26 protein-coding genes and 1 pseudogene are annotated in these 25,852 nt (G+C 72.6%); 16 read left to right on the forward strand and 11 right to left on the reverse strand.

From position 1 onward, the window contains the following. Nucleotides 1-197: 197 nt before the first annotated feature. The 5 genes from WFH25_RS18830 to WFH25_RS18850 all read right to left on the reverse strand — a co-directional run bounded on the left by WFH25_RS18830 (nucleotide 198) and on the right by WFH25_RS18850 (nucleotide 4,015). Nucleotides 198-1,388: an NAD(P)/FAD-dependent oxidoreductase gene (locus tag WFH25_RS18830; protein ID WP_336699001.1), complete on the reverse strand. Its 1,191-nt coding sequence runs from the start codon at nucleotides 1,386-1,388 to the stop codon at nucleotides 198-200. Nucleotides 1,389-1,396: 8 nt separating this feature from the next. After that, nucleotides 1,397-2,197, reverse strand: coding sequence for an SDR family NAD(P)-dependent oxidoreductase (locus WFH25_RS18835; RefSeq protein ID WP_261646949.1), 801 nt, complete (start codon nucleotides 2,195-2,197; stop codon nucleotides 1,397-1,399). Between the two features lie 10 nt (nucleotides 2,198-2,207). Next, entirely contained in the window at nucleotides 2,208-2,714 is a 507-nt protein-coding gene (locus tag WFH25_RS18840) for a Dps family protein (RefSeq protein ID WP_070417172.1), read from the reverse strand. A 92-nt stretch (nucleotides 2,715-2,806) separates the two neighbouring features. Beyond that, nucleotides 2,807-3,319, reverse strand: a complete 513-nt coding sequence (locus WFH25_RS18845) for a MarR family winged helix-turn-helix transcriptional regulator (RefSeq protein WP_336699003.1) — start codon at nucleotides 3,317-3,319, stop codon at nucleotides 2,807-2,809. Nucleotides 3,320-3,457: 138 nt separating this feature from the next. Beyond that, nucleotides 3,458-4,015, reverse strand: coding sequence for an NADPH-dependent FMN reductase (locus WFH25_RS18850; protein ID WP_070417170.1), 558 nt, complete (start codon nucleotides 4,013-4,015; stop codon nucleotides 3,458-3,460). Nucleotides 4,016-4,118: 103 nt separating this feature from the next. Between WFH25_RS18850 and WFH25_RS18855 the strand changes: the two genes are divergently transcribed. The 7 genes from WFH25_RS18855 (at nucleotide 4,119) to WFH25_RS18885 (ending at nucleotide 11,693) form a co-directional block, all read left to right on the forward strand. Beyond that, nucleotides 4,119-5,756 carry a glycoside hydrolase family 13 protein gene (locus WFH25_RS18855; RefSeq protein WP_336699004.1) on the forward strand — a complete coding sequence of 546 codons (1,638 nt, stop codon included), beginning with the start codon at nucleotides 4,119-4,121 and terminating at the stop codon, nucleotides 5,754-5,756. A 98-nt stretch (nucleotides 5,757-5,854) separates the two neighbouring features. Continuing rightward, nucleotides 5,855-7,804, forward strand: coding sequence for a lectin-like domain-containing protein (locus WFH25_RS18860; RefSeq protein ID WP_336699005.1), 1,950 nt, complete (start codon nucleotides 5,855-5,857; stop codon nucleotides 7,802-7,804). Between the two features lie 100 nt (nucleotides 7,805-7,904). After that, the gene (locus WFH25_RS18865; protein WP_071303379.1) at nucleotides 7,905-8,564 is read left to right on the forward strand and encodes a DUF308 domain-containing protein; all 660 of its coding nucleotides are present in this window, start codon (nucleotides 7,905-7,907) and stop codon (nucleotides 8,562-8,564) included. After that, nucleotides 8,561-8,824 carry a hypothetical protein gene (locus WFH25_RS18870; protein WP_336699006.1) on the forward strand — a complete coding sequence of 88 codons (264 nt, stop codon included), beginning with the start codon at nucleotides 8,561-8,563 and terminating at the stop codon, nucleotides 8,822-8,824. Before WFH25_RS18865 ends, WFH25_RS18870 begins: the two co-directional genes overlap by 4 nt. A gap of 19 nt (nucleotides 8,825-8,843) precedes the next feature. Further along, the gene (locus WFH25_RS18875; RefSeq protein WP_336699007.1) at nucleotides 8,844-10,292 is read left to right on the forward strand and encodes a DHA2 family efflux MFS transporter permease subunit; all 1,449 of its coding nucleotides are present in this window, start codon (nucleotides 8,844-8,846) and stop codon (nucleotides 10,290-10,292) included. 104 nt (nucleotides 10,293-10,396) lie between these two features. Beyond that, a complete protein-coding gene (locus tag WFH25_RS18880) occupies nucleotides 10,397-10,936 on the forward strand; it encodes an RNA polymerase sigma factor (protein ID WP_083403343.1) in 540 nt (179 codons plus the stop codon). Further along, nucleotides 10,926-11,693: a hypothetical protein gene (locus WFH25_RS18885; RefSeq protein WP_336699009.1), complete on the forward strand. Its 768-nt coding sequence runs from the start codon at nucleotides 10,926-10,928 to the stop codon at nucleotides 11,691-11,693. The genes WFH25_RS18880 and WFH25_RS18885 overlap by 11 nt, the downstream gene beginning before the upstream one ends. Nucleotides 11,694-11,766: 73 nt before the next feature. Here WFH25_RS18885 and WFH25_RS18890 read toward each other — a convergent pair whose 3' ends face one another. Beyond that, nucleotides 11,767-12,696, reverse strand: a complete 930-nt coding sequence (locus WFH25_RS18890; protein WP_336699010.1) for a LysR family transcriptional regulator — start codon at nucleotides 12,694-12,696, stop codon at nucleotides 11,767-11,769. 48 nt (nucleotides 12,697-12,744) lie between these two features. On the opposite strand from WFH25_RS18890, the gene WFH25_RS18895 reads away from it, so the two are divergent. After that, nucleotides 12,745-14,019 carry an MFS transporter gene (locus tag WFH25_RS18895; protein WP_070417163.1) on the forward strand — a complete coding sequence of 425 codons (1,275 nt, stop codon included), beginning with the start codon at nucleotides 12,745-12,747 and terminating at the stop codon, nucleotides 14,017-14,019. A 97-nt stretch (nucleotides 14,020-14,116) separates the two neighbouring features. Beyond that, nucleotides 14,117-14,728, forward strand: a complete 612-nt coding sequence (locus WFH25_RS18900) for a hypothetical protein (RefSeq protein WP_336699012.1) — start codon at nucleotides 14,117-14,119, stop codon at nucleotides 14,726-14,728. Between the two features lie 37 nt (nucleotides 14,729-14,765). Here the strand turns inward: WFH25_RS18900 and WFH25_RS18905 are convergent, their stop codons facing one another. Continuing rightward, complete coding sequence (locus tag WFH25_RS18905) at nucleotides 14,766-15,686, reverse strand: cation diffusion facilitator family transporter (RefSeq protein ID WP_336699013.1); 921 nt, start codon at nucleotides 15,684-15,686, stop codon at nucleotides 14,766-14,768. 86 nt (nucleotides 15,687-15,772) lie between these two features. Between WFH25_RS18905 and WFH25_RS18910 the strand changes: the two are divergent. Next, a pseudogene (locus tag WFH25_RS18910) lies at nucleotides 15,773-16,153 on the forward strand (DUF4166 domain-containing protein); the annotation flags it as partial. Nucleotides 16,154-16,408: 255 nt separating this feature from the next. Continuing rightward, complete coding sequence (locus tag WFH25_RS18915; protein ID WP_336699019.1) at nucleotides 16,409-17,386, forward strand: epimerase; 978 nt, start codon at nucleotides 16,409-16,411, stop codon at nucleotides 17,384-17,386. Here WFH25_RS18915 and WFH25_RS18920 read toward each other — a convergent pair. Further along, entirely contained in the window at nucleotides 17,355-18,464 is a 1,110-nt protein-coding gene (locus WFH25_RS18920; RefSeq protein WP_336699015.1) for an EamA family transporter, read from the reverse strand. The two genes, WFH25_RS18915 and WFH25_RS18920, sit on opposite strands and share 32 nt — an antisense overlap. A 72-nt stretch (nucleotides 18,465-18,536) precedes the next feature. On the opposite strand from WFH25_RS18920, the gene WFH25_RS18925 reads away from it, so the two are divergent. Then, nucleotides 18,537-19,451: a LysR family transcriptional regulator gene (locus tag WFH25_RS18925; RefSeq protein WP_336699016.1), complete on the forward strand. Its 915-nt coding sequence runs from the start codon at nucleotides 18,537-18,539 to the stop codon at nucleotides 19,449-19,451. A gap of 144 nt (nucleotides 19,452-19,595) precedes the next feature. Here WFH25_RS18925 and purB read toward each other — a convergent pair whose 3' ends face one another. The 3 genes from purB to WFH25_RS18940 all read right to left on the reverse strand — a co-directional run bounded on the left by purB (nucleotide 19,596) and on the right by WFH25_RS18940 (nucleotide 22,008). Beyond that, nucleotides 19,596-20,981, reverse strand: coding sequence for an adenylosuccinate lyase (gene purB / locus WFH25_RS18930; protein WP_070417158.1), 1,386 nt, complete (start codon nucleotides 20,979-20,981; stop codon nucleotides 19,596-19,598). Then, nucleotides 20,978-21,490 carry a low molecular weight protein-tyrosine-phosphatase gene (locus WFH25_RS18935; protein WP_336699020.1) on the reverse strand — a complete coding sequence of 171 codons (513 nt, stop codon included), beginning with the start codon at nucleotides 21,488-21,490 and terminating at the stop codon, nucleotides 20,978-20,980. The genes purB and WFH25_RS18935 overlap by 4 nt, the downstream gene beginning before the upstream one ends. Before the next feature lie 119 nt (nucleotides 21,491-21,609). Continuing rightward, on the reverse strand, nucleotides 21,610-22,008 hold the full coding sequence (locus WFH25_RS18940) for a phage holin family protein (protein WP_229086539.1): 399 nt from the start codon (nucleotides 22,006-22,008) through the stop codon (nucleotides 21,610-21,612). A gap of 50 nt (nucleotides 22,009-22,058) precedes the next feature. Between WFH25_RS18940 and WFH25_RS18945 the strand changes: the two genes are divergently transcribed. From WFH25_RS18945 to WFH25_RS18960, 4 genes are all read left to right on the forward strand, one after another. After that, entirely contained in the window at nucleotides 22,059-23,138 is a 1,080-nt protein-coding gene (locus tag WFH25_RS18945; protein WP_336699017.1) for a histidinol-phosphate transaminase, read from the forward strand. Between the two features lie 23 nt (nucleotides 23,139-23,161). Further along, nucleotides 23,162-24,298 carry a thiamine pyrophosphate-dependent dehydrogenase E1 component subunit alpha gene (locus tag WFH25_RS18950; protein ID WP_071295537.1) on the forward strand — a complete coding sequence of 379 codons (1,137 nt, stop codon included), beginning with the start codon at nucleotides 23,162-23,164 and terminating at the stop codon, nucleotides 24,296-24,298. Between the two features lie 86 nt (nucleotides 24,299-24,384). Then, nucleotides 24,385-25,344: an alpha-ketoacid dehydrogenase subunit beta gene (locus WFH25_RS18955; protein WP_336699021.1), complete on the forward strand. Its 960-nt coding sequence runs from the start codon at nucleotides 24,385-24,387 to the stop codon at nucleotides 25,342-25,344. A gap of 41 nt (nucleotides 25,345-25,385) precedes the next feature. Further along, nucleotides 25,386-25,852 (forward strand): biotin/lipoyl-containing protein (locus tag WFH25_RS18960; protein WP_336699018.1); only part of this gene is annotated, 467 nt, incomplete at its 3' end.

Raw genomic sequence — 25,852 nt, forward strand, 5'->3', positions numbered from 1 at the left:
AGATCGTCGACGAGGTGGCTCCGGAGACCCGCAAGGCGGGCTGATCCCGCGGGGCGGGGGGGGGGGGGGGGGGGGGGGGGGGGGGGGGGGGGGGGGGGGGGGGGGGGGGGGGGGGGGGGGGGGGGGGGGGGGGGGGGGGGGGGGGGGGGGGCCGCGCCCCCCCCCCCCCCCCCCCCGCCTCCAGGGTGGACGCGACGCTACGGCGTGATGCGCCCGATCAGCATGTCCGGCGTGAGCGCGTGGGCCTCGGCGAGGACCTTGCGGGCCTCGTCGGTCTTGTCCCAGACGTTCCAGAGCAGGACGCCGCGCACGAGGTCGTCGTCGAGGTAGTAGACGACACCTGTGACCGTCGGGTCCTGCCAGTCCTCGACGGTGCGCAGCTTCGTGGTGACCTGCCCGACCGCCTCGTACCCCATGTCGAAGACGTCGGAGTAGAACATCGGCGTGTGGTCGTAGGTCTCGTCGGCGTCGGCGAGGTTGCGCCCCGCCTGCCGGCCCTGCTGCTGGGCGTTGTCGACGTGCTCGACCCGGCGCGTGCCGAGGATCCGGTCGGGGTACTCGGCGACGTCGCCGGCGGCGAACACCGAGTCGTCGTCGGTGAGGAGCGTCGAGGAGACGACGATGCCGTCCCGGACGGTGAGCCCGGCGTCGGCGGCGAGCCGGGTCGCCGGTTCGATGCCGAGTCCGACCACGACCGCGTCGGCGGACACCTCGGACCCGTCGTCGAGGGTCAGCGTGACGCCACCCTCGTGCTCGGACCCGTGGTCCACCCGGCGCCCGAGCCGGAGCTCCACGCCGTGGTCGACGAAGCGCTGCTGGAACGCCCGGGCGAGGTCCTCCGGGAACATCCGGCCGCCGACGACCTCGTCCGGGTCGACGAGCGTCACCCGGGCGCCGTTCTGCACGACGCCGGCTGCGATCTCGGTGCCGATGTACCCGCCACCGACGACGGCAACGTGGGCCCCGGCGTCGGCGAGCTCACGGAGGCGTCGGTAGTCGGTGGCGCTCCGGTAGTCGAGCACCCGGTCGGACGGCGACAGCCCGGGGAGCCCGCGGGGCGTGCCGCCGGTCGCGAGGAGCAGTCGCTCGTAGCCGTGGGTGTGCCCGTCCGAGGTCGTGACGGTCTTGGCCGCGCGGTCGATCGCCGTCACCGCGGTGCCGAGCACGAACGTCGCGCCGGTCTCCTCGGTGTGCAGGTCGACCTTCTCGTCCCAGCTGAAGTCCGGGTCGGTCCACAGCTTCTTCGAGAGCGCCGGCCGGGCGTACGGCCGGTCGACGTCCTCGCTGATGATGCCGATCGAGCCGTCGGCATCGAGTTCGCGGACACCGCGGGCAGCGGCGTCGGCGACCATCCCGCCGCCGACGACGAGGTAGCGGAAGTCGGTCATGGCGTCTCCTAGATCGTTGCGACCGAGCCGGAGTCGACCCGGTAGTTCGAGCCGTTCACGAAGCTGGCGAGGTCGGAGCAGAGGAACGCGATGACGTTCGCGACCTCCTCCGGTTCGCCGCGACGCTGCAACTCCATGTACGGGCGCTCGTCGTCGAGGAACGACGCGATCGCCTCGTCGAAGGTCTGGCCGGTCTCCTCGGCACGCTTCTTCATCATCGCGTCGGTCATCGGCGTGTGGATGAACGCCGGCGACACGGTGTTCACGAGCAGGCCCTCCTTCGCGTAGGTGCGGGAGAGGCCCTTCGCGAAGGACAGCACCCCGGCCTTGGCCGCACAGTAGGGGAGCTCGTCGTCGTACGGCTGCGACGCGTCCTCGGACACGAGGTAGACGATGCGACCCCAGCCGCCCTGGCGCAGGTCGCCGATGAACTCACGCGTGATCCGCACCGGCCCCATCAGGTCGACGTCGATGGTGTCGAGCCATCCCTGTTCGTCGATCTCGTGGAACAGGCCCTGGGCGCCCGTGACGCCGGAGGACTGCACGAGGATGTCGATCTCGCCGACGGCGTCGCGCACCCTGGTGTGCAGGTCGGCCAGGCTCGCGGCGCTCGTGACGTCCGCGGCGAAGGCGTGCAGCCTGCCGTACGGCGCCTCGAGCTGGTCGGCGCTGTTGTCGAGCTGCGACTGGTCGAGGTCCGACACGACCACGGTCGCACCCTCCGCGAGGAGGATGCGAGCCGTGTTCCAGCCGATGCCGGAGTCCGCGCCGAAGACCAGGGCGGTCTTGCCCTGGATCCCGAGGTCCACCTGGTGGCCGCTACGCGTGCGCCGAGGCGTCCGCGACCGCGGGCGTGGTGGCCGAGGCGAGCGGGGTGCTCGGTGCGCGGTTCTCGGCCGAGACCATCCACGCGAGCTGCTCGAGGCGCTCGATGAAGCCGTGCAGCAGGTCGGCCGTTGTCGGGTCTTCCTCGTCGACCTCGTCGTGGACGTCGCGCATGGTGCCGGTCGCCTGGTAGAGGCGGAGCGTCACCTGGTCGATGGCGTCGTGCGTGGTGATCTCGCCCTCGGGGAACTGGTCGAGGTGGCTCGACGCCGCGACGGTGCTCGAGCGGCCGTCCGGGACCGCGTACAGGGCGCGCATGCGCTCGGCGGTGTCGTCGGCGAACTCACGTGCGGCGTCGACGATCTCGTCGAGCTGGAGGTGGAGGTCCCGGAAGTTGGTCCCGAGGATGTTCCAGTGGGCCTGCTTGCCCTGCAGGTGCAGGTCGATGAGGTCCACGAGGACCGCCTGGAGGTTCTTGGCGAGCTTGTCCGATGCGTGCATGATCGGTTCCTTCCGCGTTGGTGACCGGTACCAGACCGGTCTACGCGGTGCGGCAGGACGTCCGCTCAGAGGACGCGTCCCCCGTGGTCCGATCAGTGCGTGACGGCGGGGTCGACCTGGTCGACGGCGGAGCGCATCTGTTCGAGGAACACGGCGACGACGCGGGCGTCCTCGGGGGAGAGTCCCTCGGCGACGCCCATCATCCGACGGTGCATGATGCCGAGGGTCGCACGGACCTCTTCGTCGGTCTCGGTGGTCGGGGTGATCACGAGCGCGCGGCGGTCGGTCGGGTGCGGGTCGCGGCGGACGTGGTTCGACTTCACGAGGCGGTCGATGAGGATCGTCGTCGATGCCGACGAGATCTTGAGGTAGGCCGCCAGGTCCTTCGGCTTCACGGTCCGCCCGGCGCGCTGCGCCTGCAGCAGGAAGCGCACCGCGAGCAGGTCGGTCTCGCCCATGCCCATCGAGTCGCGGGTGCGTCGACGCATCGCGGTCTCGGCGGCGCGGTACCGGCGGAGGGCGTTCAGGACGGTGACGCCCCGCTGGGTCGCGTCGTCATCGGGGAACCAGTACCCGGACGCTTCCGTGATCTCCTGCGTGGACATGGCGTTCAGGGTAGCCCGTCTCGTTGCTAGAGCGTCTAGGGATCTCACGGGATGCGGTCTCCCGCACCCGTGGACGGACGGGAGGCGCGGTGCGGGCCCGCACCGCGCCTCCCGTCCGTCGTCACGTGCGTGACGTCGTCAGGCTGCGGCCTGCTCCTCGGTCGCCTCGGCGAGCGCGGTGAGGGCGCCCTGGACGAGCGTGGTGACCTCGGCGTCCTCGCGCGGGTGGGTCTCGGCGAACCGGACCACCGACTGCGGGATGGCGACCTTGACGTCCTCGAGGACCTTCGCGCCGGCGATCCCAGCGACCTTGCGGGCGTCGTCGTGTGCCCAGACGCCGCCGAACTGGCCGAAGGCCGACCCGATGACGGCGAGCGGCTTGCCGGACAGCGGCGAGGCGCCGAACGGACGCGAGCCCCAGTCCAGCGCGTTCTTCAGGACGGCCGGGATCGTGCCGTTGTACTCGGGGGTGACGAGCAGGACGGCGTCGGCGGCGGCGACCGCGTCGCGGAAGGCGACGGCCGAGGCGGGCGGGGTGTCACCATCGATGTCCTCGTTGTAGAAGGGCAGGTCGACGATGCCGTCGAAGGTCGACAGCTCGATGCCCTCCGGGGCGTGGTGCGCAGCCGCCTCGGCGAGCTTGCGGTTGATGGACTCGGCGCGGAGGCTGCCGACGAGGGCGAGGACGTTCGTCATCGGGGATCCTTACTGGTTCTGTGACGGAAAGGTGTCATCGACAACCAATGCGTGCGCGTGGACCCCTATTCCCGGTCCGGTGGATCGTCGGTACGTTGGCGACGTGAGCACGCTTCGGACGCCGGCCAGCACGCCCCGCACGACCGACCCGGACTGGTGGCGGAACGCCGTCGTCTACCAGGTCTACCCGCGGAGCTTCGCGGACACGGACGCCGACGGGCTCGGCGACCTCGCGGGCGTGACGAGTCGCGTGCCCTACCTGGCGTCGCTCGGCGTCGACGCGGTCTGGCTGTCGCCGTTCTTCCCCTCCCCGCTGGCGGACGGCGGCTACGACGTCGCCGACTACCGGGACGTCGACGATCGCCTGGGCACCCTCGATGACTTCGACGCACTGGTCCGTGCCCTCCACGAGCACGACATCCGGCTGATCGCGGACATCGTCCCGAACCACACCTCGGACGAGCACGCGTGGTTCCGTGCCGCGCTCGCCGCGGCCCCGGGTTCGCCGGAACGCGCGCGGTACGTGTTCCGGGACGGTGCCGGTGCCGACGGTTCGCTCCCGCCGAGCGACTGGGTGTCGAACTTCGGCGGCAGCGCCTGGACCCGCGTGCCCGACGGCCAGTGGTACCTGCACCTGTTCGCGCCCGAGCAGCCGGACCTCGACTGGTCGAACCCGGAGGTCCGTGCCGACTTCGAGGACACGCTGCGCTTCTGGTCCGACCGCGGGGTCGACGGCTTCCGGGTGGACGTCGCGCACGGCCTGGCGAAGGACCTGTCGACCCCGTACCGCCCGTCCGACGAGCACCACCTGCCGCTCGACGGCTCCGACCCGCTCTACGACCGCGACGAGGTGCACGAGATCTTCGCGGCGTGGCGCCGGGTGCTCGACGAGTACGACCCGCCGCGAGCCGCCGTGGCGGAGGCCTGGGCGCCCGCGCCGCGCCGCGTGCTCTACGCCCGGCCGACCGAGCTCGGGCAGGCGTTCAACTTCGACCTGCTCGAGGCACCGTTCGACGCCGCGGCGTTCCGGGGCATCATCGACCGGAACCTGTCGGCGTCGGCGCAGTCCGGGGCGTCGAGCACGTGGGTGCTGTCGAACCACGACGTCGTCCGGCACGCGACCCGGTACGGCCTGCCGGACGGCACGGACACCGATGCGTGGCTCATGACCGACGGTACGACACCGTCGCTCGATCGTGCACGGGGGCTCCGGCGGGCGCGGGCGGCGACGCTGCTGATGCTGGCGCTGCCCGGTTCGTCGTACGTCTACCAGGGCGAGGAACTCGGGCTGCAAGAAGCGGCGGCGATCCCGCACGAGGCGCTGCAGGACCCGAAGTGGATCCGCACCGGGCACACCGTCAAGGGGCGGGACGGGTGTCGCGTGCCGATCCCGTGGACCACGTCCGGGCCGTCGTTCGGGTTCGGGGCGGTCGCACCGCACCTGCCGCAGCCGGCCGACTTCGGGGCGTCCTCGGTCGAGGCGGAGGACGGCGACCCCGGGTCGACCCTCTCCCTGTACCGCGCGGCCACCGCTGCCCGACGGGACCTGCAGCGGGGCGAGGACCTCGCGTGGATCGAGGCGCCGGACGGGGTCGTGGCGTTCGCGCGGCACGACGGGTGGCGCTCCGTCACGAACTTCGGGACCGAGCCGGTGGAGCTGCCCGCCGGCGAGGTCGTCGTCTCGTCCGGTCCGCTCGGCGACGGAGTGCTCCCCGGGGAGACCACCGTCTGGTTGCGCTGAGCCGGACTCTTCCTCCACAGCCAGGAGGCGCGGGGACGCGTTCCACAGATCGGCCGACGCCCGCCTGACGGGGACCCTCCGGTCGCGACGATCGGGGCATGACAGCTCCCAACACCCCGCCGGGCGGTCGACCGCCCGCCAGGTCACGCCGGCTCCGCCGCGTCGCGGCCGTCGCGTCCGTCCTGACCGCGCTCGGTGTCCTCGCGGCACCCGGCCTCGTGCCGTCGGCCTCCTCGGCCGACGAGCTCGCCTTCCCCTACGAGAACCAGTTCGCCACCGCTGCCGGCGGCGCCCTGCACGGCGACGCGGCGATCGTCGACGGTCGGCTCCGGCTGACCGACGACGTCAAGGACCAGGCGGGGGCGTGGTCGATGCAGGACACGTTCCCGTCCGACCTCGGGCTCGAGATCGAGTTCAGCTACGCGATGTACCGCGACGTGGACGACCCGGGTGCCGACGGCCTGCTGCTGTTCCTCGCGGACGGCGCCGCCGAGCAGGGCGTCGGGTCGTTCGGGGCCGGGCTCGGGTACGCGTGCCGACGCGAGACGTCCCAGGGCGGTGGCCTCTCCTGCGACCTGCCCGGGGTGCCCGGCGGCTTCGCGGGCATCGCGGTCGACCACTACGGCAACTTCTCGACGCCGATCAACTACTCCGGTCCCGGGGCGCGGCCGGACACCGTGTCGATCCGTGGCTCCGGCGACGGGGTGCTCGGCTACCGCTGGGTCGGCGCGGCCCCCGCGCCCGGTGGCACGGAGACCGCCGGGACGACGCTCCGGAAGGTCCGTGTGACCCTGCTCCCCGGGGACGCCGGGGAACTCGCGGTCACCGTCCGGCTGCAGGACGGGGACCGGATGCGGACCGTGCTCGACCGGGTCCCCCTGCACGGCGACGGCCAGGCACCGCTGCCGAGCACGCTCCGCCTCGGGTTCGCGGGGGCGACGGGCAGCCACGTCAACGTGCACGAGGTCGACGCCCTGCGCGTCTGGACCCCGACGGACGTCGCCGTCACGCACGACCTCGCGCCGAGCGTCCCGGCGGGTGCCGACGTCGAGTACACGGTGACCGCACGGAACGCCGGCGTGAACGCGTCGGACCCGAGCGCGCTCGAGGTCGACGTGCCCGACGCCCTGCGCGACGTCACGTGGACCTGCTCGGCGGCCGCTGGGTCGTCGTGCGGGACCGAATCGGGCACCGGCGACGTCGCCACCGATCTCGGCCTGCCGCGCGACGGGACGGCCACGGTGACGATCCGCGGCCGCACCGCCGACGACGCCGAGGGCACGCTCGCGAGCGTCGCCACGATCCGACCGGCGCCCCGGACGGCCGACACGAACGAGGACGACAACACCTCGGCGGCGAGCACCACGGTCGCCGCCCGGGTGGACGCGCACGTCGAGACGGACAAGTCCGTGTCTCCCTCGACCGCGGTCGAGCCCGGTGACGAGGTCGAGTACACGATCACCGCCCGCAACCGGGGCCCGGGTACCGCCGAGGACGTCGGGGCGGTCGACGAGCTGCCGAGCGCGATGCGGTTCGTCGGGTCGTCGGACGACTGCGCGGCCGAGGGGCAGGACGTGACCTGCCGCTCCGGTGCCGCGCTCGCCGCGGGGGAGACCGTGTCGTTCCGGATCCGGGCGCAGCTCGACCCGGCGTACTCCGGGGACGGGTCGGACGTGGTGAACGTGGCGACCGCGACGTCGCCGAGCGATCCGGACGGCGGCGACCCCTCGCCGGGCGTCGGGATCGTGGTGGTCCCCGGCGGCGACGGCGGCCCCGACGGGCCGGGTGACGGCGGGGACGCTGACACGGGTCCGCGCGACCGGGCGCCCGACGACCGCGGGGCCCGTCCCGCCGGGGACGGTGGAGACGGCGGGGACGCCGGGCCGGCCCGGACCGGAGCGCTCGCCTACACCGGTACAGAGGACCTCGGCGTGGTCGCGGCGGTGGCCGCCGTCGGTGTGGCGGCCGGGGCGACGTGCTGGTGGCTCGCGCGGCGGCGTGCGCGCCGACGTGCGGCGGAGGACGAGGTCGGGTCGACGCCCCGCTGACCCCTCGCTGACGCCTGCTGGTTCGAGCATCCTCAGCGGCCGATCGCCCCGCGCGGTCGGCCGCTGCACCGTGCGGCGGTAGGATCGAACCACGATCCGCATGCCCGAAAGAGGTCTCGTGTCCGACTCCGTGGACGACTCCGGCCAGCGCGCGCGGTACTGGCCGATCCCCGTCCTCCGGGCCGTGCCAGCCGCGATCGTGGCCATCGTCATCACCTTCTCGTCCAACCACGCGGCGGGCTACGGCCTGCTGCTGTTCGGTGGGTTCGCGGCGGTGGACGGACTCGTGCTGCTGCTCGCGGGCACGACGCGGCTCCCGGCGGACGGACGGTCGCGCCGGACGACCCTCCTGCAGGCGGTGATCACCCTCGTCGCCGCGGTCGCCGCGTTCGCGTGCAACGGCCTCGGCCTGCCGGCGTTCATCGCGGTCGTCGTCGCCTTCGCCGTCCTCACCGGGGCGCTCGAGCTCACGCAGGGGCTCCGCGCCCGTGGGCGTTCGCCGTTCGCGCGCGACTGGACGACCGTCGGCGGCCTGACGCTGCTGCTCGCCGTCGCCTTCCTGGTGACGCCGCCCGACTACTCGCAGGAGCTCGGCGGTGTCGAGCGGGTCACCGGCACGCTGGACGCCTCGATCGTCCTCGTCGGCCTGCTCGGCGCCTACCTCGCCATCACCGCGGTCTTCCACGTGATCGCCGGCCTCTCGCACAAGTGGGGAACGGCGGCTCCGGCCGCAACCCCGGACGGAGCACCACACGCATGACCACCCCCAGCCGTCGCGACCGCCTGCGCCCGGTCGAGCTCCTCGGGATCTCCGCGATCGTCGCGGTCTTCACCGGGCTCGTCGTGCTGCTCGCCACGCGTGAGATCGAGCTCGCCGCGATCTTCCTCGGCATCGCGTTCATCGTCGTCGTCGTCGTCCTCGCGATGCTGCAGCTCGCGTCGACGAGCGACCAGGACGACAACGACATGCTCGGTGGTCACAAGACCCCGGGTGAAGGAGACGGCAACGACTTCCACTGAGTCGGAGGCCGCCCCCGCGGTGCCGACACGGCGGCCGTTCCAGGGCGACCCGGGCCTGCCGCAGCGGTACCGGCACCGGTACCTCATCCTCGCGGTCTGCTGCATGAGCCTGTTCATCGTCTCGATGGACGCCACCGTGGTGAACGTCGCCCTGCCCTCGATCGGGCGTGAACTCGGCAGCTCCATCTCCGGGCTGCAGTGGACGATCGACGCCTACACGCTCGTCCTCGCCAGCCTGCTGCTGCTCTCCGGCTCCACCGCCGACCGCATCGGCCGCCGCACCACCTTCCAGATCGGGCTCGCGCTCTTCACCGTCGGGTCGCTGCTCTGCTCGCTCGCGCCCGGGGTGGGCTGGCTCGTCGTCTTCCGCATGGTCCAGGCGGTGGGCGGTTCGATGATGAACCCGGTCGCGATGTCGATCATCACGGCCACCTTCGACGACGCGAAGGAGCGTGCCCGTGCCGTCGGCGTCTGGGGTGCCGTCGTCGGTGTGTCGATGGGGCTCGGACCGCTGGTCGGCGGCGCGCTGACCGACACCGTCGGCTGGCGCGCGATCTTCTGGATCAACGTGCCGATCGGCATCGCGGCGATCGTGCTGACGTTCCTGTTCGTCCCCGAGTCGAAATCGCCGAAGCCCCGACGGCTCGACCCCGTCGGCCAGGTGCTCGTGATCGTGCTCCTGGCGACGCTCGTCGGCGGGCTCATCGAGGGGCCGCGGCTCGGCTGGACGTCACCGGCCGCCCTCGGGCTGTTCGTCCTCGCCGCAGCGTCCCTCGTCGTGCTCGTCGCCGTCGAGCGCCGTCGCCGCGAACCGCTCATCGACGTCCGGTTCTTCCGGAGCATCCCGTTCTCGGCCGCGGTCGTCACCGCGATCGGCGCGTTCGGCGCCAACGGGGCGTTCCTCTTCCTCAACGCGCTCTACCTGCAGGAGGTCCGGGGCATGTCGCCGTTCCATGCCGGCCTGTGGACGCTGCCCGCGGCGGTCGCGACGATGCTCGTCTCGCCGCTGTCCGGGCGGCTCGTCGGCTCGATCGGCACCCAGGTCCCGCTCGTCCTCGCCGGCATCGGCGTCGGCGGCGCCGGGGCGATCCTCACGACGATCGACGCCACGACACCGATGTGGGTGCTCGTCGTCGCCTTCGTGCTGTTCGGGTTCGGGTTCGGCATGGTGAACGCGCCGATCACGAACACGGCCGTCTCGGGCATGCCCCGCGCGCAGTCCGGGTCCGCTGCGGCCGTCGCGTCCACGAGCCGGCAGACCGGGGTGTCGCTCGGGGTCGCACTCGCCGGCACCGTGACCGGCGCGAGTGCGGTCGCGACCGTCGGCGCCGGGTTCCCCGTGGCCACGCACGCGATGTGGTGGATCGTCGTCGGGATCGGAGCGGGGATCGTCCTCGTCGGGTACCTGTCGACCTCGGCTGCGGCGAAGCGCTCGGTCGCCGGCATCGCGCACCTGCTCGACGCCTGACCCGCTCGGGCGACCGACACGCCCGGGATCACGTTTTCGCCACGGTCCTGTCACGATCGCGCGTGCAGCCGACACCTCTGGAGTGAAGGAGGTGGGATGTGGACGTGACGACCGGCACCGACACGGACGAGGCGATCGTCCGTGCGATGGCACGGGGCGACAAGAGTGCGCTCGCCCGGGCGTTCGACCGGTACGCCGCGACCCTCACCCGCTACGCCTGGGCACTCGTCGACGACCGCCAGGACGTCGAGGAGATCGTGCAGGACGCCTTCCTGACGCTCTGGCAGCGCGCCGAGACCCTCGAGCTGCCCGCGGACACGATGCTCCCGTGGCTGCTCGTCGTCTGCCGGAACCACGCGTTCAACACCGGCCGGAAGCAGGCCCGCCGTCGCGCCGACGAACTCCCCGAGCAGCTCGCCGCACCCGAGGACCACGCCGAGGCCCGTGAGCGCCTCCGCTGGGTCCGCGACGAGATCGCCGCGCTCCCCGAGACCGACCGACGCATCTGCGAACTGTGCCTCCTCGAGGGGCACTCCTACGCCGAGGCCGCCGAGATGCTGGGCCTCAGCGTCGGTGCGGTCACCCAGCGGGTCTCCCGCTCCCGACGCCGACTCAAGAAGGTGGTGATGCACGATGAACACTGAGCCCCCCGAGGGAGACGACCTGCAGCACATGCTCGTCTCGATGAAGCAGAACGTCCTCGAACGTGCCACCCCGCGTCCGAAGCGGCGTCGGTTCCGTCCGGGCATCGCGCTCGGCGTCATCGGCCTGCTGGCGATCGGCACCGCGACGGGCGCCGTGGCCCTGTCGCTGTCGCAGCAGGAGGCGCCCGTCGCCGCGCCCACCCGGACGCAACAGCCGGAGCCGTCGCCGTCCGCGACGACCCCGACGTCCGCGCCGATCACGCAGCGCCCGACACCGCGTCCGACCCCGACGCCGGTCAACACGACGGCGACGATCCCGACCGACTGCCGTGCGCTCGTCCCGGCGTCCGACTACGACCGACTCTTCGGTGGGACACCACTCGTGCAGATCAAGCCGTCGCTCCCGGACACCCCGGAGGAGTACCGCGACCTCGAGCGGGAAACGGGCGACGACATATCGCTGCGGTGCACCTGGCGGGACCCCCAGGCAGACGTGACCGGGTTGGGGATCATGGCCGGTGAGTCGACCCCCGAGGCGATCAGCGAGAACCTCGCCGTCATCCGGGGCGAGGGCGGGACCTGCAGCGAGCGCGATCACGGGACCTTCTGCCAGACCGTGTCCAACGTCGAGCCGTACGACGTCGACCGCGCGTACACGTACTACACGCGCGGCACGGCATGGGTCGTGATCGACCAGACCAACTTCCCGACCGACAACCTGCTGGGTGCGATCGTCGGGGAGATCTGGGGGGACTGACGGCCTGGAGGCGCGTGGCGGGGACGACCCGCGCCTCCAGTCCGTCGGTGGGGTACGACGGGAATCCGGCCGCTCAGCCCGGCTGCGCAGCGACGTCGACGCGCGCCGCCACGATGTCGCGTGCCAGCGCGCGCACCGCTCGGTTCGGCTCCGGACTCGTCCGCATCGCGAGGCCGATGCGCAGGGGGTCGACCTCGTCCTCGAGTTCGAGCACCGCACCGTCGTGGCGCACCCCGGAGTCCGGGACGACGCCGACACCGAGGCCGGCCGACGCGAACCGGATCACCGCGGGCATGTCGTTCATCTCCGCGACGATCCGCCGCCGGATCCCGAGCCGCTCCAGCGCGGTGTCGAGGATGATCCGGTTGCCGAAACCGTGCGCGGTGTCGATGAACGGCTCGTCGGCGAGCTCGGCGAGCGAGACCGAACGACGACCGGCGAACCGGTGGTCGGCGGCGGTGAAGACCCGGAACGGCATCTCCCGGAGCGGCGCCACCTCGATCCCGGCCGGGACCGCCGGGAGGCCCGTGTAGGCGATGTCGAGCCGCCCGGCGACCAGGTCCTGCACGAGCCCGGTCGTCCCGGAGGGCGAGGTCATGAGCTCCACCGCGACCAGCGGGTGCCGCTGCCGGAACCGCCGCAGCACGCCCGTGAGGTCGACGATGTCCATGCTCGTGAAGATGCCGAGCCGGACCCGTCCCCGCAGGTCGGCGTCGTCGACGGTCGCGAGGTCGCGCATCCGGTCGAGGGACTCCAGCACGGCGCGGGCGTGGGGGAGCAGATCCTCACCAGCGGTCGTCAGCACGAGGTGCCGTCCGGTGCGGTCGAACAGCCGGACCCCGAAGCTCCGCTCGAGTGACGCGATCCCCGCGGACACCGTGGACTGCGCCGCCCAGAGCCGTTCGGCGGCGCGGGTGACGCTGCCCTCGGCGGCGACGGTGACGAACTGTTCGAGCAGGCGGGTCTCCACCGGCTCAGTATCGATCAGGTCGATGGACGACATCAAGAGCATCCGTTGGACTCGATGGGTGTTCGGCGGGACGATCGGAGCATGTCAACCGCCACCGCATCCGCTCCCACGTCGTCGACCGTCGCCACCGCGAGCGAGCGCGTCGCCGCCCCGCGTGGACGACGAGCGCACACGCGCCGTCGGCACGGCGTCGGGTTCTGGGCCGTGGCGTTCGCGTTCCTCGCGGTGATGGCGTTCGCGACCGTGCCCGCACCGCTCTACGTCATCTACCAGGCACGCGACGGCTTCCCGACCTTCACGACGACCGTGGTCTTCGCGGCGTACGGCGTGGGCGTCGTCGGGTCCCTGTACCTCGCCGGACACCTCAGCGACGTGCACGGACGGCGTCCGCTCATCCTCGTGTCGGTGGCGCTCGAGCTCGTCGCAGCGGTGCTCTTCCTGCTCTGGAACGACGTCAGCGGCCTCATCGTCGCCCGGCTCGTGACCGGCCTCGGGGTCGGGCTCCTGACGGCGACGGCGACCGCGCACCTCGGCGAGCTGCGGGTCCGGGCGACGGGCTCGCAGTCGTCGGCCGGCGGGGCGGGCGTGGTCGCGGGGGTCGTGAACCTCGGCGGGCTGTCGCTCGGCGCCCTCGTCGGAGGAGCGCTCGCGGAGTTCGTCGGGCAGCCGCTCATGGTGCCCTACGTCGTGTTCGTCGTGGCGCTGGCCGTCGCGTTCGTGGTGGTGCTCGCCGCCCCGGAGACCGTCGACCGTCCCACGTCGCCCGTGCCCTACCGCCCGCAGCGACTGCAGGCACCGGAGGGGCAGGCCGGAGCGTTCTGGACCGCCGGCACCGCCGCGTTCGCCGCGCTCGCGGTGCAGGGACTCTTCACCTCGGTCGCGCCGACGTTCCTCGGGACGACCTTCCACGTGACCGACCGGCTCGCCGCCGGAGCCACGACGTTCGGGGTGTTCGCCGCGAGTGCGGTGTCGCAGATCGTCTTCGCCCGGCTGTCGCAGCGGGCGCAGATCCGCCTCGGGATGGTCCTGCTCGTCGGTGGTCTGGTCGTCCTGGCCGGTGCCGCGGTGGTGCTGCAGGTGGCCGGGTTCATCGGCGGCGGGGTCGTCGCGGGAGCCGGCGTCGGGCTGCTGTTCCGCGCGTCGATCGGCAGCGCCGGCGCCCTCGTCGGCCCGGAACGTCGCGGCGGTGTCCTCGCCGCGACCTTCCTCATCGCCTACGCCGGGCTGACCGTGCCGGTGGTGGCGGTCGGGGCTGCGCTCCTCGTGCTGCCGACACTGCCCGTGCTGCTCGGGTACGTCGTGTTCGTGGTCGTGCTGGCCGTCGTCGCCGGCACCCGCCTGGCGGCGCGGGCCTGAGCGCTGGTCCGCGTCCCGCGCGTCGGCCGCGTTGCGCGTTCGGCTGCGTCCCGCGGCCGGTCCAGGAGGCGCGACACCCGTCCGGCATACTGGGCGCGTGTCCCAGAAGCGCAACCGTTCCGTCATCACCGGCGTCGCCGCCGTGCTGGCCGCCGGCCTCGTGGCCGGTGGCGTCGCACTGACGGCGCAGCGCGGTGCCGACGACCCGGTGCTCGGGGGCACGGCGGCCAGCGTCGTCCCGAGTGCGACCGCCGGCGGGGGCGCGACGAAGGACGGCACGGTGACGATCACCCGCACCGGCCCGGACCTGCCCGGCGACGCCGTCCTCGACCGCTGCGACCGGAGCACCCGCGAGACCGTGGCCCGGTACGACACCGAGGCGCTCGGCACGGTCGTGCTGCAGTGCGGGAACTCCGGCCAGGGCTACGAGCACATCCGGGTCCGGCACACCGCGGACTGGGAGGACGTCGTGACCGGCCACGGCTCCCGGGACTGGGACGACGCGATGCTCACCGCGGTGCAGTCCGCCCTCGAGGCACCGGCGACCGGGTACCCGCAGGACGCCGGCGACGGCAAGGTCTGCTTCGCCGCTCCCGTGCGGTTCGACGACGGGTCTCGCCCCGCGGCCGAGCCGTTCGTCCGCGTGATCGTGTCGGCCACCACCGACCGCGTGATCACGGCGTTCCCCACGAGCGACGGCGGCTGCTGACCTCGTCCCCGGGCGACGGTGGCGCGCCGGGCACCGCCTAGGCGTGCACCTCGTGCTCGTGCCGCCGGTGCGACGCCGGCTCCAGCTGGAACGTCGAGTGCTCCACGGGGACGTCGAAGTGCTCCGCCACGCACTGCTGCAGCTCGTCGAGGATCCGCGGGGCGTGCGCCGTCGAGAAGCACTCGTCGTCCACCACCACGTGCGCGGTCAGGTTGGGCACCCCGGTCGCCACGAGGGTCGCGTGCAGGTCGTGCACGGCGATGACGTGGTCGAGCTCGAGGATGTGCCCCCGGACGTCGTCGAGGTCGAGCCCCGGGGGCGTCGACTCGAGCAGCACGTTGGCGGTCTCGCGGAGCAGCCGGATCGCCCGCGGCAGGATGAGCAGGCCGATCAGGATCGCCGCGACCGAGTCCGCCCGCTCCCACCCGGTCAGCATGAGGACCACGGCGGCGGCGATGACCGCGACGGAGCCGAGGGTGTCGTTGAGGACCTCGAGCCGGGCGGCCCGCGAGGTGAACCCCTCGCCGGAGGCCCGGAGCAGCACGGCGTACGCCACGAGGTTGCCGACGAGGCCGATGACCCCGAACACGAGCAGCGGACCGGAGTGGATCTCCGCCGGCACGAACAGCCGCTGGATCGCCGAGATGATCACGTAGACGCCGACGGCGAGCAGGATCGCCGCCTGCGCCGTGGCACCGAGCACCTCGGCACGCTGGAAGCCCCACGTGCGCTGCGCGGTCGGCGAGCGTCGTGCGAGCCGCGTCGCCACCAGGCCGATGCCGAGCCCGCCGGTGTCGACGACCATGTGCCCGGCGTCGACGAGCAGCGCGAGCGATCCGGTCACGACGGCACCGACGACCTCGGCCAGCAGGATCGTCGCCGAGATGCAGAACGCGATGAGCAGTGCACGCTCGGACGCGTGCCCGTGCGAGTGCCCCGCTCCGTGGTCGTGTCCCATGCGCATCATCGTAGGGATCCGCACCGACGACATGCCAGGATCGGGACGTGACCCGGTCGCCCTACGAGCTGTCCACACCGTCCGACGTGCTGGCCCGGTTGCACCCGCGACTGTCGACGTACTTCGGCGCGATCCCGCCCGGACACGTCGGCCGTGGCGAGGGCGTCTTCGACGTCGTCGGCACACCCCGCCGCTGGCTCTGGCCGGTGCTCGCGTGGTTCGCCCGCGACGCCGTCATGTTCCCGGTCTGGGAACGGGACGTCCCCTTCACGGTCGAGAACCGCCCGGCTCGCGTCGGTCGCGGGCCGGCGGTCCAGGAGGGTCGGGTCGCCGTCCGCGCGCACCGCACCTTCCGCTTCCGCTCCGGTACCCGCACGATGGTCGACGCCATCACCGCCGGACCCGACGGGCTCGTCGACCACCTCGGTCGCCGTGGGCGCGTCAGCGCCCTGCTCCGGGCGGAGGTCGACGCGCACGGCCCGGACGCGGGCGCCCTGCGCCTGGTCCGAACTCGGGCGTGTGACCCGGACTCGCAGGCTCGCCCGGCGCACCCCGCGCAACGCTGGCGCGTTGCCGCCGAGCGGGGCGCGTGGAACGATTCGATGACGATGCCGACCAGCAGCGCGTGTCCCTGGTGCTCTCGGCCCCGCTGGTCGGCACGCTGTACCGGTACGAGGGGGCGTTCCGGTACGAGATCGCGCCGGACACAGGACGGGGATGAGATGAGCGACCACAAGGGCCGCGCCGTGATCGCGGGGGCGAGCGGCTTCGTCGGGCAGTACCTGCAGGACGCCTTCCGCGACGAGGGCTACGAGGTCGTCACGATCGGCCGCACCGGGGACGCCGTGTGGGGCAACACCATGCGGATCCGCGAGCTCGTGGACGGGGCCGCGCTCGTCGTGAACATGGCCGGCAAGAGCGTCAACTGCCGGTACGGGCGCCGGAACCGGGCGGAGATCATCCGCTCCCGGGTCGACACCACGCTCGAACTGGCCGAGGCGATCCGCACGAGCGAGCACCCGCCGCCGCTGTGGGTGAACGCCTCGACGGCGACGATCTACCGGCACGCCGACGACCGCCCCCAGGACGAGGCGACGGGGGAGCTCGGCGAGGGGTTCTCGGTCTCGGTCGCGACGGCGTGGGAGGACGCCCTGTCCGCGGTCGACCTGCCCGGAACCCGCCGCGTGGCGCTCCGGATGGCGATCGTGTTCGGCGACGGCAGCGCCCTCGTGCCGTTGCTCCGGTTGGCGCAGGCGGGACTCGGCGGGCCGCAGTACGACGGCCCGTGGTTCCCGACGCGCTCCCGGCTGCGTGCCGGCACCTACCACGCGAACCGGCACACCCGGGGCCGGCAGCGGTTCAGCTGGGTGCACATCGCGGACGTCCTCGGGGCGATCCGCTTCGTCCGCGACCACGAGGACATCGACGGCGCGGTCAACGTGTCCAGCCCGAACCCGTCGGACAACCGCACCGTGATGGCCACCATCCGGGACGCCGTCGGGCGACGCTTCGGGATCCCGACGTGGCGGTGGATGCTCGAGCTCGGGTCGTTCGCGATCCGGACCGAGACGGAGCTCGTGCTGAAGAGCCGGTGGGTGGTGCCGACGCGCCTGGTCGAGGCCGGGTACGAGTTCCGCTACCCGCACCTGCGCGGCGCACTCGCCGGGATCATCGCGGAGCGTCGGCAGCACCGGGGCTGAGCGCCGGCGCCGGCGCCGGCGCCGGCGCGGGCGTCGGCGGGGGCGGGGGCGGGTCGCCGAGGTCGCTCGAACTGCCGCCCGGCCCGTCGGCGGGCGGCACGTCGTACGACCTCGGCGGAGCGTCCGCGGCGTGTGGTGCGACCTCGACCGGCGATGACGTCGGGCGGGCCCGTGCCGGGCGGGCCCGCGCAGGGCGGACCCGTGCCGGGCGGGACCGCGCGGGCCGGGACGACCACAGCACGGCGGCCACCACGACGACCCCGGCCGCGATCTCCACCGCGTCCGGCACCTCCCCGAACGCCACCCACGAGGCGAACACCCCGACCACGGGCACGAGCATCGAGAACGGCGCGACGGTGCTCGACGGGTACGCCGCCATCAGCCGCGACCAGATGCCGTACCCGACGAGGGTCGCCACCAGCACGATGTAGAGCAGCCCGAGGTCGGCCGGCAGCGCCTCTGCGGTGAACGCCGTCCCGAGCGCGTTCCCGATGCGCGACGGCCCCTCGACGACGAACGACAGGACGGCCATCGGCACCGGCGGCACGATCGACCACCACAGCGTCAGGTGCAGCGGGTTGGCCGCCCCGGCCCGACGGGTCGCGACGTTGCCGATCGCCCACCCGAGCGCCCCGCACAGCGCGAGCACGACGGGCAGCAGCGCCGCCGCCTGCGCTCGGTGCACGGCGATCGCCGCCAGGGCCGCCACCGCGATCGTGACCCCGATCACCTGCCGGCCGGTGAGCCGCTCGCGCAGGAACACCCCGGCGAGCACCACCGTGAACGGCGCCGACGCCTGCAGGACGAGCGACGCCAACCCGGACGGGAGCCCCGCGGCCATGCCGAGGTACAGGAACGCGAACTGCAGGACCCCGAGCCCGAAGCCGACGAGCAGGAGCCGGCCGAACGGGATCCTCGGACGTGGGACGAGCAGCACGGTCGGGACCGCGAGCAGCGTGAACCGCAGCGCGGCGAGCAGGAACGGCGGGAGGTGCTCGAGGGCGAGGGCCGTCGCGGGGAAGTTGAGCCCCCAAACGACGGCGACGACCACGGCGAGGAGACGGTCACGGGTGCGCACGGGTCGATCGTGACCCAGCCGCACCGTTCAGCACCAGCGAAGAGTTCCGTACCGACGTTGTAGGCTCCCTGCATGGTCGGCTTCGACGTGCAGCTCCTCGCCGTCCTCCGCGAACTCGCCGAGCGGGGGAGCGTCACCGCCGTCGCCGAGGCCACGCACCGCACACCCAGCGCCGTCTCGCAGCAGCTCCAGACCCTGCAGCGACAGGTCGGCGTCCCCCTCGTCGAACGGGTCGGCCGCGGGGTCCGGCTCACCGGGCACGGCCGGGTGCTCGCCGGGCTGGCGAGCGGCGTCGCGACGGCGATCGCCACGGTGGACGCGGCGTGGCAGGAGCACCTCGGCGGCGCGACCGGGCGGGTGGACCTCGCCGTGTTCCCGTCGGCCGCGGAACTCCTGCTGCCCGGCCTGCTCACCCGGATGCGCGAGCACCCCGGCATCGACCTGGTGCTCGTCGACGTGGACGTCAGCGAGGACGCGTTCGGCCCCCTCGCCGCCGACCACGACGTCGTCATCGGGCACCGGCCGGACGGCGCCCCACCGGCCGGCCGGGAGGCGCTCGAGACCGTCCCGCTCCTCCGCGAGCCGCTCGACGTCGCGCTCCCGCTCGACCACCGGCTGGCCGCCCGCGAGCGGGTCCGCATCGACGACGTCGTCGGGGAGTCCTGGATCGGGGTGCCGGAGGGCTACCCGATCGACCGGGTGCTCACGGCCATGGCGGCGGCGACGGACACACCGCCGAGCGTCGGCTTCCGGACGATCCACCTGCCCGTCATCGAGAACCTCGTCGCCGCCGGACACGGGGTGGCGCTCGTGCCGCGGTACACCTCGGGGACCCGGGCGTCCGGTCGCTTCCACCTCGCCGAGCTCGCCGACGTCCGCGCAGGGCGGCGGATCGAGGCGCTCGTCCGGCCGGACCGTGCGGTCCGCCCCGTGGTCCGGACGGTCCTGGAGGCGCTGGTCGCCGAAGCCCTGGACGTCACCACCTGAGGCGGTGACGCTGCCGGCGGGGCCGCCCCGCGCCTCCAGGCCGACGCTTGGTGAGCAGAAATGGTCGGGTCCCTGCTCGGGACCCGACCATTTCTGCTCACGAAGCGAGCGCCGCGCGCGGCGCGCGGCGCGCGACGCGACGCGCTACACGTCGAGGTGGTCGACGAGCTCGTCGGCGAGGCCCGTGTACGTCGCCGGGGTGAGGTTCGTCAGCCGGGCCTTCGCGCCGGACGAGATGTCCAGGCCGTTCACGAACGCGACGAGCTCCGCCTGCCCGATGCGCTTCCCGCGCGTGAGCTCCTTGAGCATCGCGTACGGGTCCTCGATGTTCGACTGCCCGGCGGTGACCTCGGCGCGGATGACCGTCTGGATGGCCTCGGCGAGCACCTCCCAGTTGCGGTCGAGGTCCTCGGCGAGACGGACCTCGTTCACGGCGATCTCGCCCAGGCCACGGCGCAGGTTGTCGAGCGCGAGGAGCGAGTGCCCGAACGCGACGCCGATGTTCCGCTGCGTGGTCGAGTCGGTGAGGTCACGCTGGAGCCGCGACGTCACGAGCGTCTCGGACAGCGTGGAGAACAGCGCCGACGAGATCTCGAGGTTCGCCTCGGCGTTCTCGAACCGGATCGGGTTGATCTTGTGCGGCATCGTCGACGAGCCCGTGGCACCCGCTACCGGGATCTGCGTGAAGTACCCCATCGAGATGTAGGTCCACACGTCGGTCGCGAGGTTGTGCAGGATCCGGTTCGCGTGGCGCACCCGGTCGTACAGCTCGGCCTGCCAGTCGTGCGACTCGATCTGCGTCGTGAGGGGGTTCCAGGTGAGCCCGAGACCCTCGACGAACTCGCGGGAGAGTGCGGGCCAGTCCGCCTCGGGGTCGGCCGCGAGGTGCGCCGAGAACGTGCCGGTCGCGCCGGAGAACTTGCCGAGGTACTCGCCGCCCTCGATCTGGGACAGCACGCGCTCGAGGCGGTACACGACCACCGCGAGCTCCTTGCCGAGCGTCGTCGGCGTCGCCGGCTGCCCGTGCGTGTGCGAGAGCATCGGGACGCTCTTCAGCTCGTCGGCGAGCTCGCGGAGCCTCGCCACGACGGCGCGGTACGCCGGCAGCCACACCTGGTCGACGGTGTCGCGGACGGTCAACGCGTACGAGAGGTTGTTGACGTCCTCGCTCGTCGCGGCGAAGTGCGTGAGCTCGGCGATCGCGTCGAGCCCGAGCTCGGACAGACGACGACGGACGAAGTACTCGACCGCCTTGACGTCGTGCCGCGTCGTGGCCTCGATCTCGGCGAGCTCGGCGATCTGCTCCTGGCCGAAGGTCTCCACGACCCGGCGGAGCGCGGCCTTGTCGTCGACGCTGAGCGGCGACGTGGTGAACATCGCGTGGTCGGTCAGGAAGATGAGCCACTCGACCTCGACCACGATGCGCGCGCGGTTGAGCCCGGCCTCGGAGAGGTGCTCGCCCACCGTGTGCACGATCGGGTAGTAGCGCCCGTCGAGCGGGCTGATCGGCTGCGGGGGAAGGGGGGTCATGGGGCTCCCTGACGGACTGCCGGCTCGAGTTGGCGGAAGAGCGCCCGGCAGGCCCGTTCGACGGTCGAGAGCACTCGGTCGAACTCGTGCCGGTCCGCGTAGTACGGATCCGGTACGTCGGTCTGCTGGGGCCAGGCGTCGTCGTACCGCAGCAGGAGCGTCACCTTCGCGGCGTCGTCCATGGTCGGTGCCCACGAGCGCAGGATGCGTTCGTGGGAGCGGTCGAGTGCGACCACCAGATCGAGGTCCGGGAACCGGTCCGGATCGAACTGACGGGCGCGATGCCTGCTGCCATCGTATCCGCGCGCTGCGAGTGCTGCGATCGTGCGCTCGTCGGCGGGCTCGCCGACGTGCCAGTCGCCGGTGCCGGCGGACTCGACCTGGAACCGGTCGGCCATGCCGGCGTCCGCCGCGAGCTGGGCGAAGACGATGCCGGCCATGGGGGAGCGGCAGATGTTGCCGCTGCAGACGAACGAGACCCGGAAGGGGGCGCCGGCGTCCGGGGTCATGGGGACATCATGGCGCAGGGAGCGTCCGTCCGCGACGCTGCTGCCGTCGGGAGGCGCGGTGCCGGTCCGGTCGTCGGCCCACCCCGACGGGGTGCTCGCCGACGGGTCGTCGGCCAGCGTCACGCGCGCGGGCGGTTCAGCACCGGCCGCACGAACAGCCCGATCAGCCACGCGAACACCGCGAGCACGAAGGCGCCGACGATGCCCCAGCCGAACGAGTCGACGTGCAGCCCGAAGCCGAAGGCGTCCGAGATCCCGGCGACGATGAGCAGCAGGATCGCGTTCACGACGAACGAGATGAGTCCGAGCGTGAGGATGTAGATCGGGAAGGCGACGATCCGGATGAGCGTGCCGATGACCGCGTTCACGAGGCCGAACACGAACGCCACGAGCAGGTAGGTGAGCACGGTGGCCGTGGTGCCGCCGTCGCCGAAGGGCGTGACGGAGACGCCGCTGACGATCAGCGTGGTGAGCCAGAGGGCGACGGCGTTGACGACGAGGCGGACGAGGAATCGCATGCGTCCATGATGCCCTCCGGTACCCGCGGACGGGCCGGTAGCCTGATCCCGTGACTGACGAGCGCGTGCACATCCGGCCCGAGATCGCCGTTCTCCCCGCCTACAAGCAGGGGCGCCAGGCCGCGGCCGACGCCTTCAAGCTGTCGAGCAACGAGAACCCGTTCCCGCCGCTGCCCGGCGTCGTCGAGGCCGTGCAGGCGCAGACCGCGTTCAACCGCTACCCCGACGCCACCGCCCTCGCCGTCCGGGCCGTGCTCGCGAACCGCTTCGGCACCACCGTCGACGAGGTCCACGTCGCCCCCGGCAGCGTCGCGATCCTCCACGAACTCGCCAAGGCCACCTCCGGCCCCGGCGACGAGATCGTCTACGCGTGGCGCTCCTTCGAGGCCTACCCGGGCGTCGTCACGGTCGCCGGCGCCACGAGCGTGCAGGTGCCGAACCGCCCCGACGGCGGACACGACCTCGACGCGATGGCCGCCGCGGTCACCGAGCGCACCCGCCTCGTGATCGTCTGCACGCCGAACAACCCGACCGGCCCGATCGTGACCGGCGCGGAGTTCGAGGCGTTCATGGCGCAGGTGCCCGCCACCGTGCTCGTGGTCCTCGACGAGGCCTACGCCGAGTTCGTCACCGAGCCGACCGCCGTCCGGGGCGCCCCGCTGCTCGAGCGGTACCCGAACCTCGTCGTGCTCCGCACCTTCTCGAAGGCGTACGGGCTGGCCGGACTCCGTGTCGGGTACGCCCTCGGCCCGGCGTACGTGCTCGATGCCGTACGCGCCTGCGCCATCCCGCTCTCGGTCACGGCGCAGGGCCAGGCGGCGGCGCTCGCGAGCCTCGAACGCGAGTCCGAACTGCTCGAGCGCGTGTCCGAGATCGCCGTCCTGCGGGACCACGTCGTCACGTCGCTCCGCGAGCAGGGCTGGGACGTGCCCGACGCCCAGGGCAACTTCGTGTGGCTGCCGACCGGCGAGCTGACGGCGCACGCGACGGAGCGCTTCGAGCAGGCCGGCATCATCGTCCGGGCCTTCGGGAACGAGGGCATCCGCATCTCGATCGGGGAGCACGAGGCTGTGGGAACGCTCCTCGAAACAGCACGGTCGCTTGTGGGGGACCTCCAGGCAGCCGACTAGTCGCTGCCGCTACGCTGGCCCGCATGTCATTCCGCGCCGCGGCCCCCGCGACGACCACCGTCCGGCTCCTCGACCCCGAGGGCCGGTTCGTGGAGACCGACGAGAACGCCGAGTTCGCCGCCGCCGCGCGGGCGATCCCGGACGAGACCCTGCTGGCGATGCACCGCCGCATGGTCCTCACCCGTCGGTTCGACCACGCCGGTCACAACCTCCAGCGCACCGGTCAGCTCGGCCTCTGGGTGCCGAGCCACGGGCAGGAAGCCGCACAGACCGGCTCCGCCTTCGCCCTCCGTGCGCAGGACCACGTCTTCCCGTCGTACCGCGAGCACGCGGTCACGATGCACCGCGGCGTCGAGCCGATGGAGATCATCGCGATGTACCGCGGCCAGACGCACGGCGGGTGGGACCCGGACGAGCGCGGCAACACCCACATCTCCACCCTGGTGATCGGCTCGCAGACCCTGCACGCCACCGGGTACGCGCTCGGGCAGAAGCTCGACGGCGACGTCGGCACGGGTGACCCCGACCGCGACGCGTGCTCGATCGTCTACTTCGGCGACGGCGCGACGAGCCAGGGAGACGTGAACGAGGCGTACGTGTTCTCGGCCTCGACGAAGGCCCCCGTCGTCTTCTTCCTGCAGAACAACCACTGGGCGATCTCGGTGCCGGTGTCGGTGCAATCGCCGACCCCGCTCGTCGACCGTCCGCGCGGCTTCGGGATCCCGAGCGTCCTCATCGACGGCAACGACATCCTCGCCTCGTACACGGCCTCGGTCGTCGCCACCGACCACGCCCGCAGCGGCCAGGGCCCGGCGTTCATCGAGGCCGACACGTACCGCATCGGCGCGCACACGAGCTCCGACGACCCGAGCCGCTACCGCGCCGAGGGCGAGCTCGAGGACTGGGTCCGCCGCGACCCGATCGTCCGGTCCGAGGCGTACCTGCGCTCCAAGGGCGCGACCGACGAGCAGTTCGCCGCGTTCGACGAAGAGGGCGAGGACATCGCCGCCGACGTCCGCCGTCGCACCGTGGCCCTGACACCGCCGTCCGTCGACGTCATGTTCGACAACGTCTACCGCGAGCCACACCCGCTGATCGCCGAGCAGAAGGCCTGGCTCGAACAGTACGAGGCCGGCTTCGAAGGGGGCGCCCACGCATGAGCACCACCGAGCAGCTCTTCGACTACACCCTGCGCTCCCACCCGGGCGCCGGCGAGGTCCCGAGCGACCCCACCCCGACCCTGACGATGGCCAAGGCGCTCAACGCCGGGCTCGCTGCCGCGATGCAGGCGGACGACAAGGTCCTGCTGATGGGCGAGGACATCGGCGCACTCGGCGGTGTGTTCCGCATCACCGAGGGCCTGCAGGAGAAGTTCGGCCCCGAGCGCGTGCGGGACACCCCGCTCGCCGAGGCCGGCATCATCGGCACCGCGATCGGCCTGGCCCTGCGCGGCTACCGCCCGGTCGTCGAGATCCAGTTCGACGGCTTCGTCTGGCCGGGCTTCGACCAGATCACCTCGCAGCTCGCGAAGATGGCGAACCGGCTGCCGGCGCACATGTCGCTGCCCGTCGTCATCCGCATCCCCTACGGCGGCCACATCGGCGCCGTGGAGCACCACCAGGAGTCGCCCGAGGCGTACTTCGCGCACTCCCCTGGTCTCCGCGTGGTCAGCCCGAGCACGCCGAACGACGCCTACTGGATGATCCAGGAAGCAGTGGCCTCGAAGGACCCGGTCGTCTTCCTCGAGCCGAAGTCGCGCTACTGGCCGAAGGGTCAGGTGGACCTCGTCGACGGGCACGTCCCGATGCACACGACGCGCGTCGCCCGCACCGGCACCGAGGTCACCCTCGTCGGCCACGGCGCGATGGTCGCCACGCTCATGCAGGCGGCGGAGATCGCCGAGGGCGAGGGCACGAGCTGCGAGGTCATCGACCTCCGCTCCATCTCGCCGATCGACTGGGAGCCGCTCCTGGCGTCGGTCCGGAAGACCGGTCGTCTCGTCATCGCGCAAGAGGCCTCCGGCTTCGTCAGCGTCGGCAGCGAGATCGCCGCGACCGTCGCCGAGAAGGCGTTCTACACGATGCAGGCACCCCCGCTCCGCGTCTCCGGGTTCGACGTCCCGTTCCCGGTGTCGAAGCTGGAGCACCTGCACCTGCCGGACGCCGACCGCGTCCTCGAGGCCGTCGACCGCGCCCTCGCCTACTGACCTCCCTGTCCGAGCTCGACCAGAACGCCGAAGGAGCCGTAGTGGCCGTCGCCGAATTCCCCCTGCCCGACGTGGGTGAAGGCCTCACCGAGGCCGAGATCGTGCAGTGGCGCGTCGCGATCGGTGACGAGATCACCGTCGACCAGGTCCTCGTCGAGATCGAGACGGCGAAGTCCCTCGTCGAGCTCCCGTCGCCGTTCTCCGGCACCGTCACCGGCCTGCTCGTCTCCGAGGGCGACACCGTCGAGGTCGGCAAGCCGATCATCCGCGTGGAGTCCGACGCGCAGGTCGCGTCCGGTGCGCCGGTCGCCGGCCCAGGAGGCGCGGCACACGTCGACCAGAGCGTCCCGACCTCGCCGGACGTCACCGCCACCCCGCCGGCACCGGCCGCTCCCGCCGCCCCGGTCACGCAGACCCCCGCCGCACCCGCTCGGGTCCGGGGGCCGACCCCGCCGGGGGCGGGGGCGGCGCCCGCCGCCGCGCCCGCCGCCGCGCCCGCCGCCGCGCC

Origin of the sequence: Curtobacterium sp. USHLN213 (assembly GCF_037144815.1) — a bacterium.
GTDB lineage: Bacteria > Actinomycetota > Actinomycetes > Actinomycetales > Microbacteriaceae > Curtobacterium.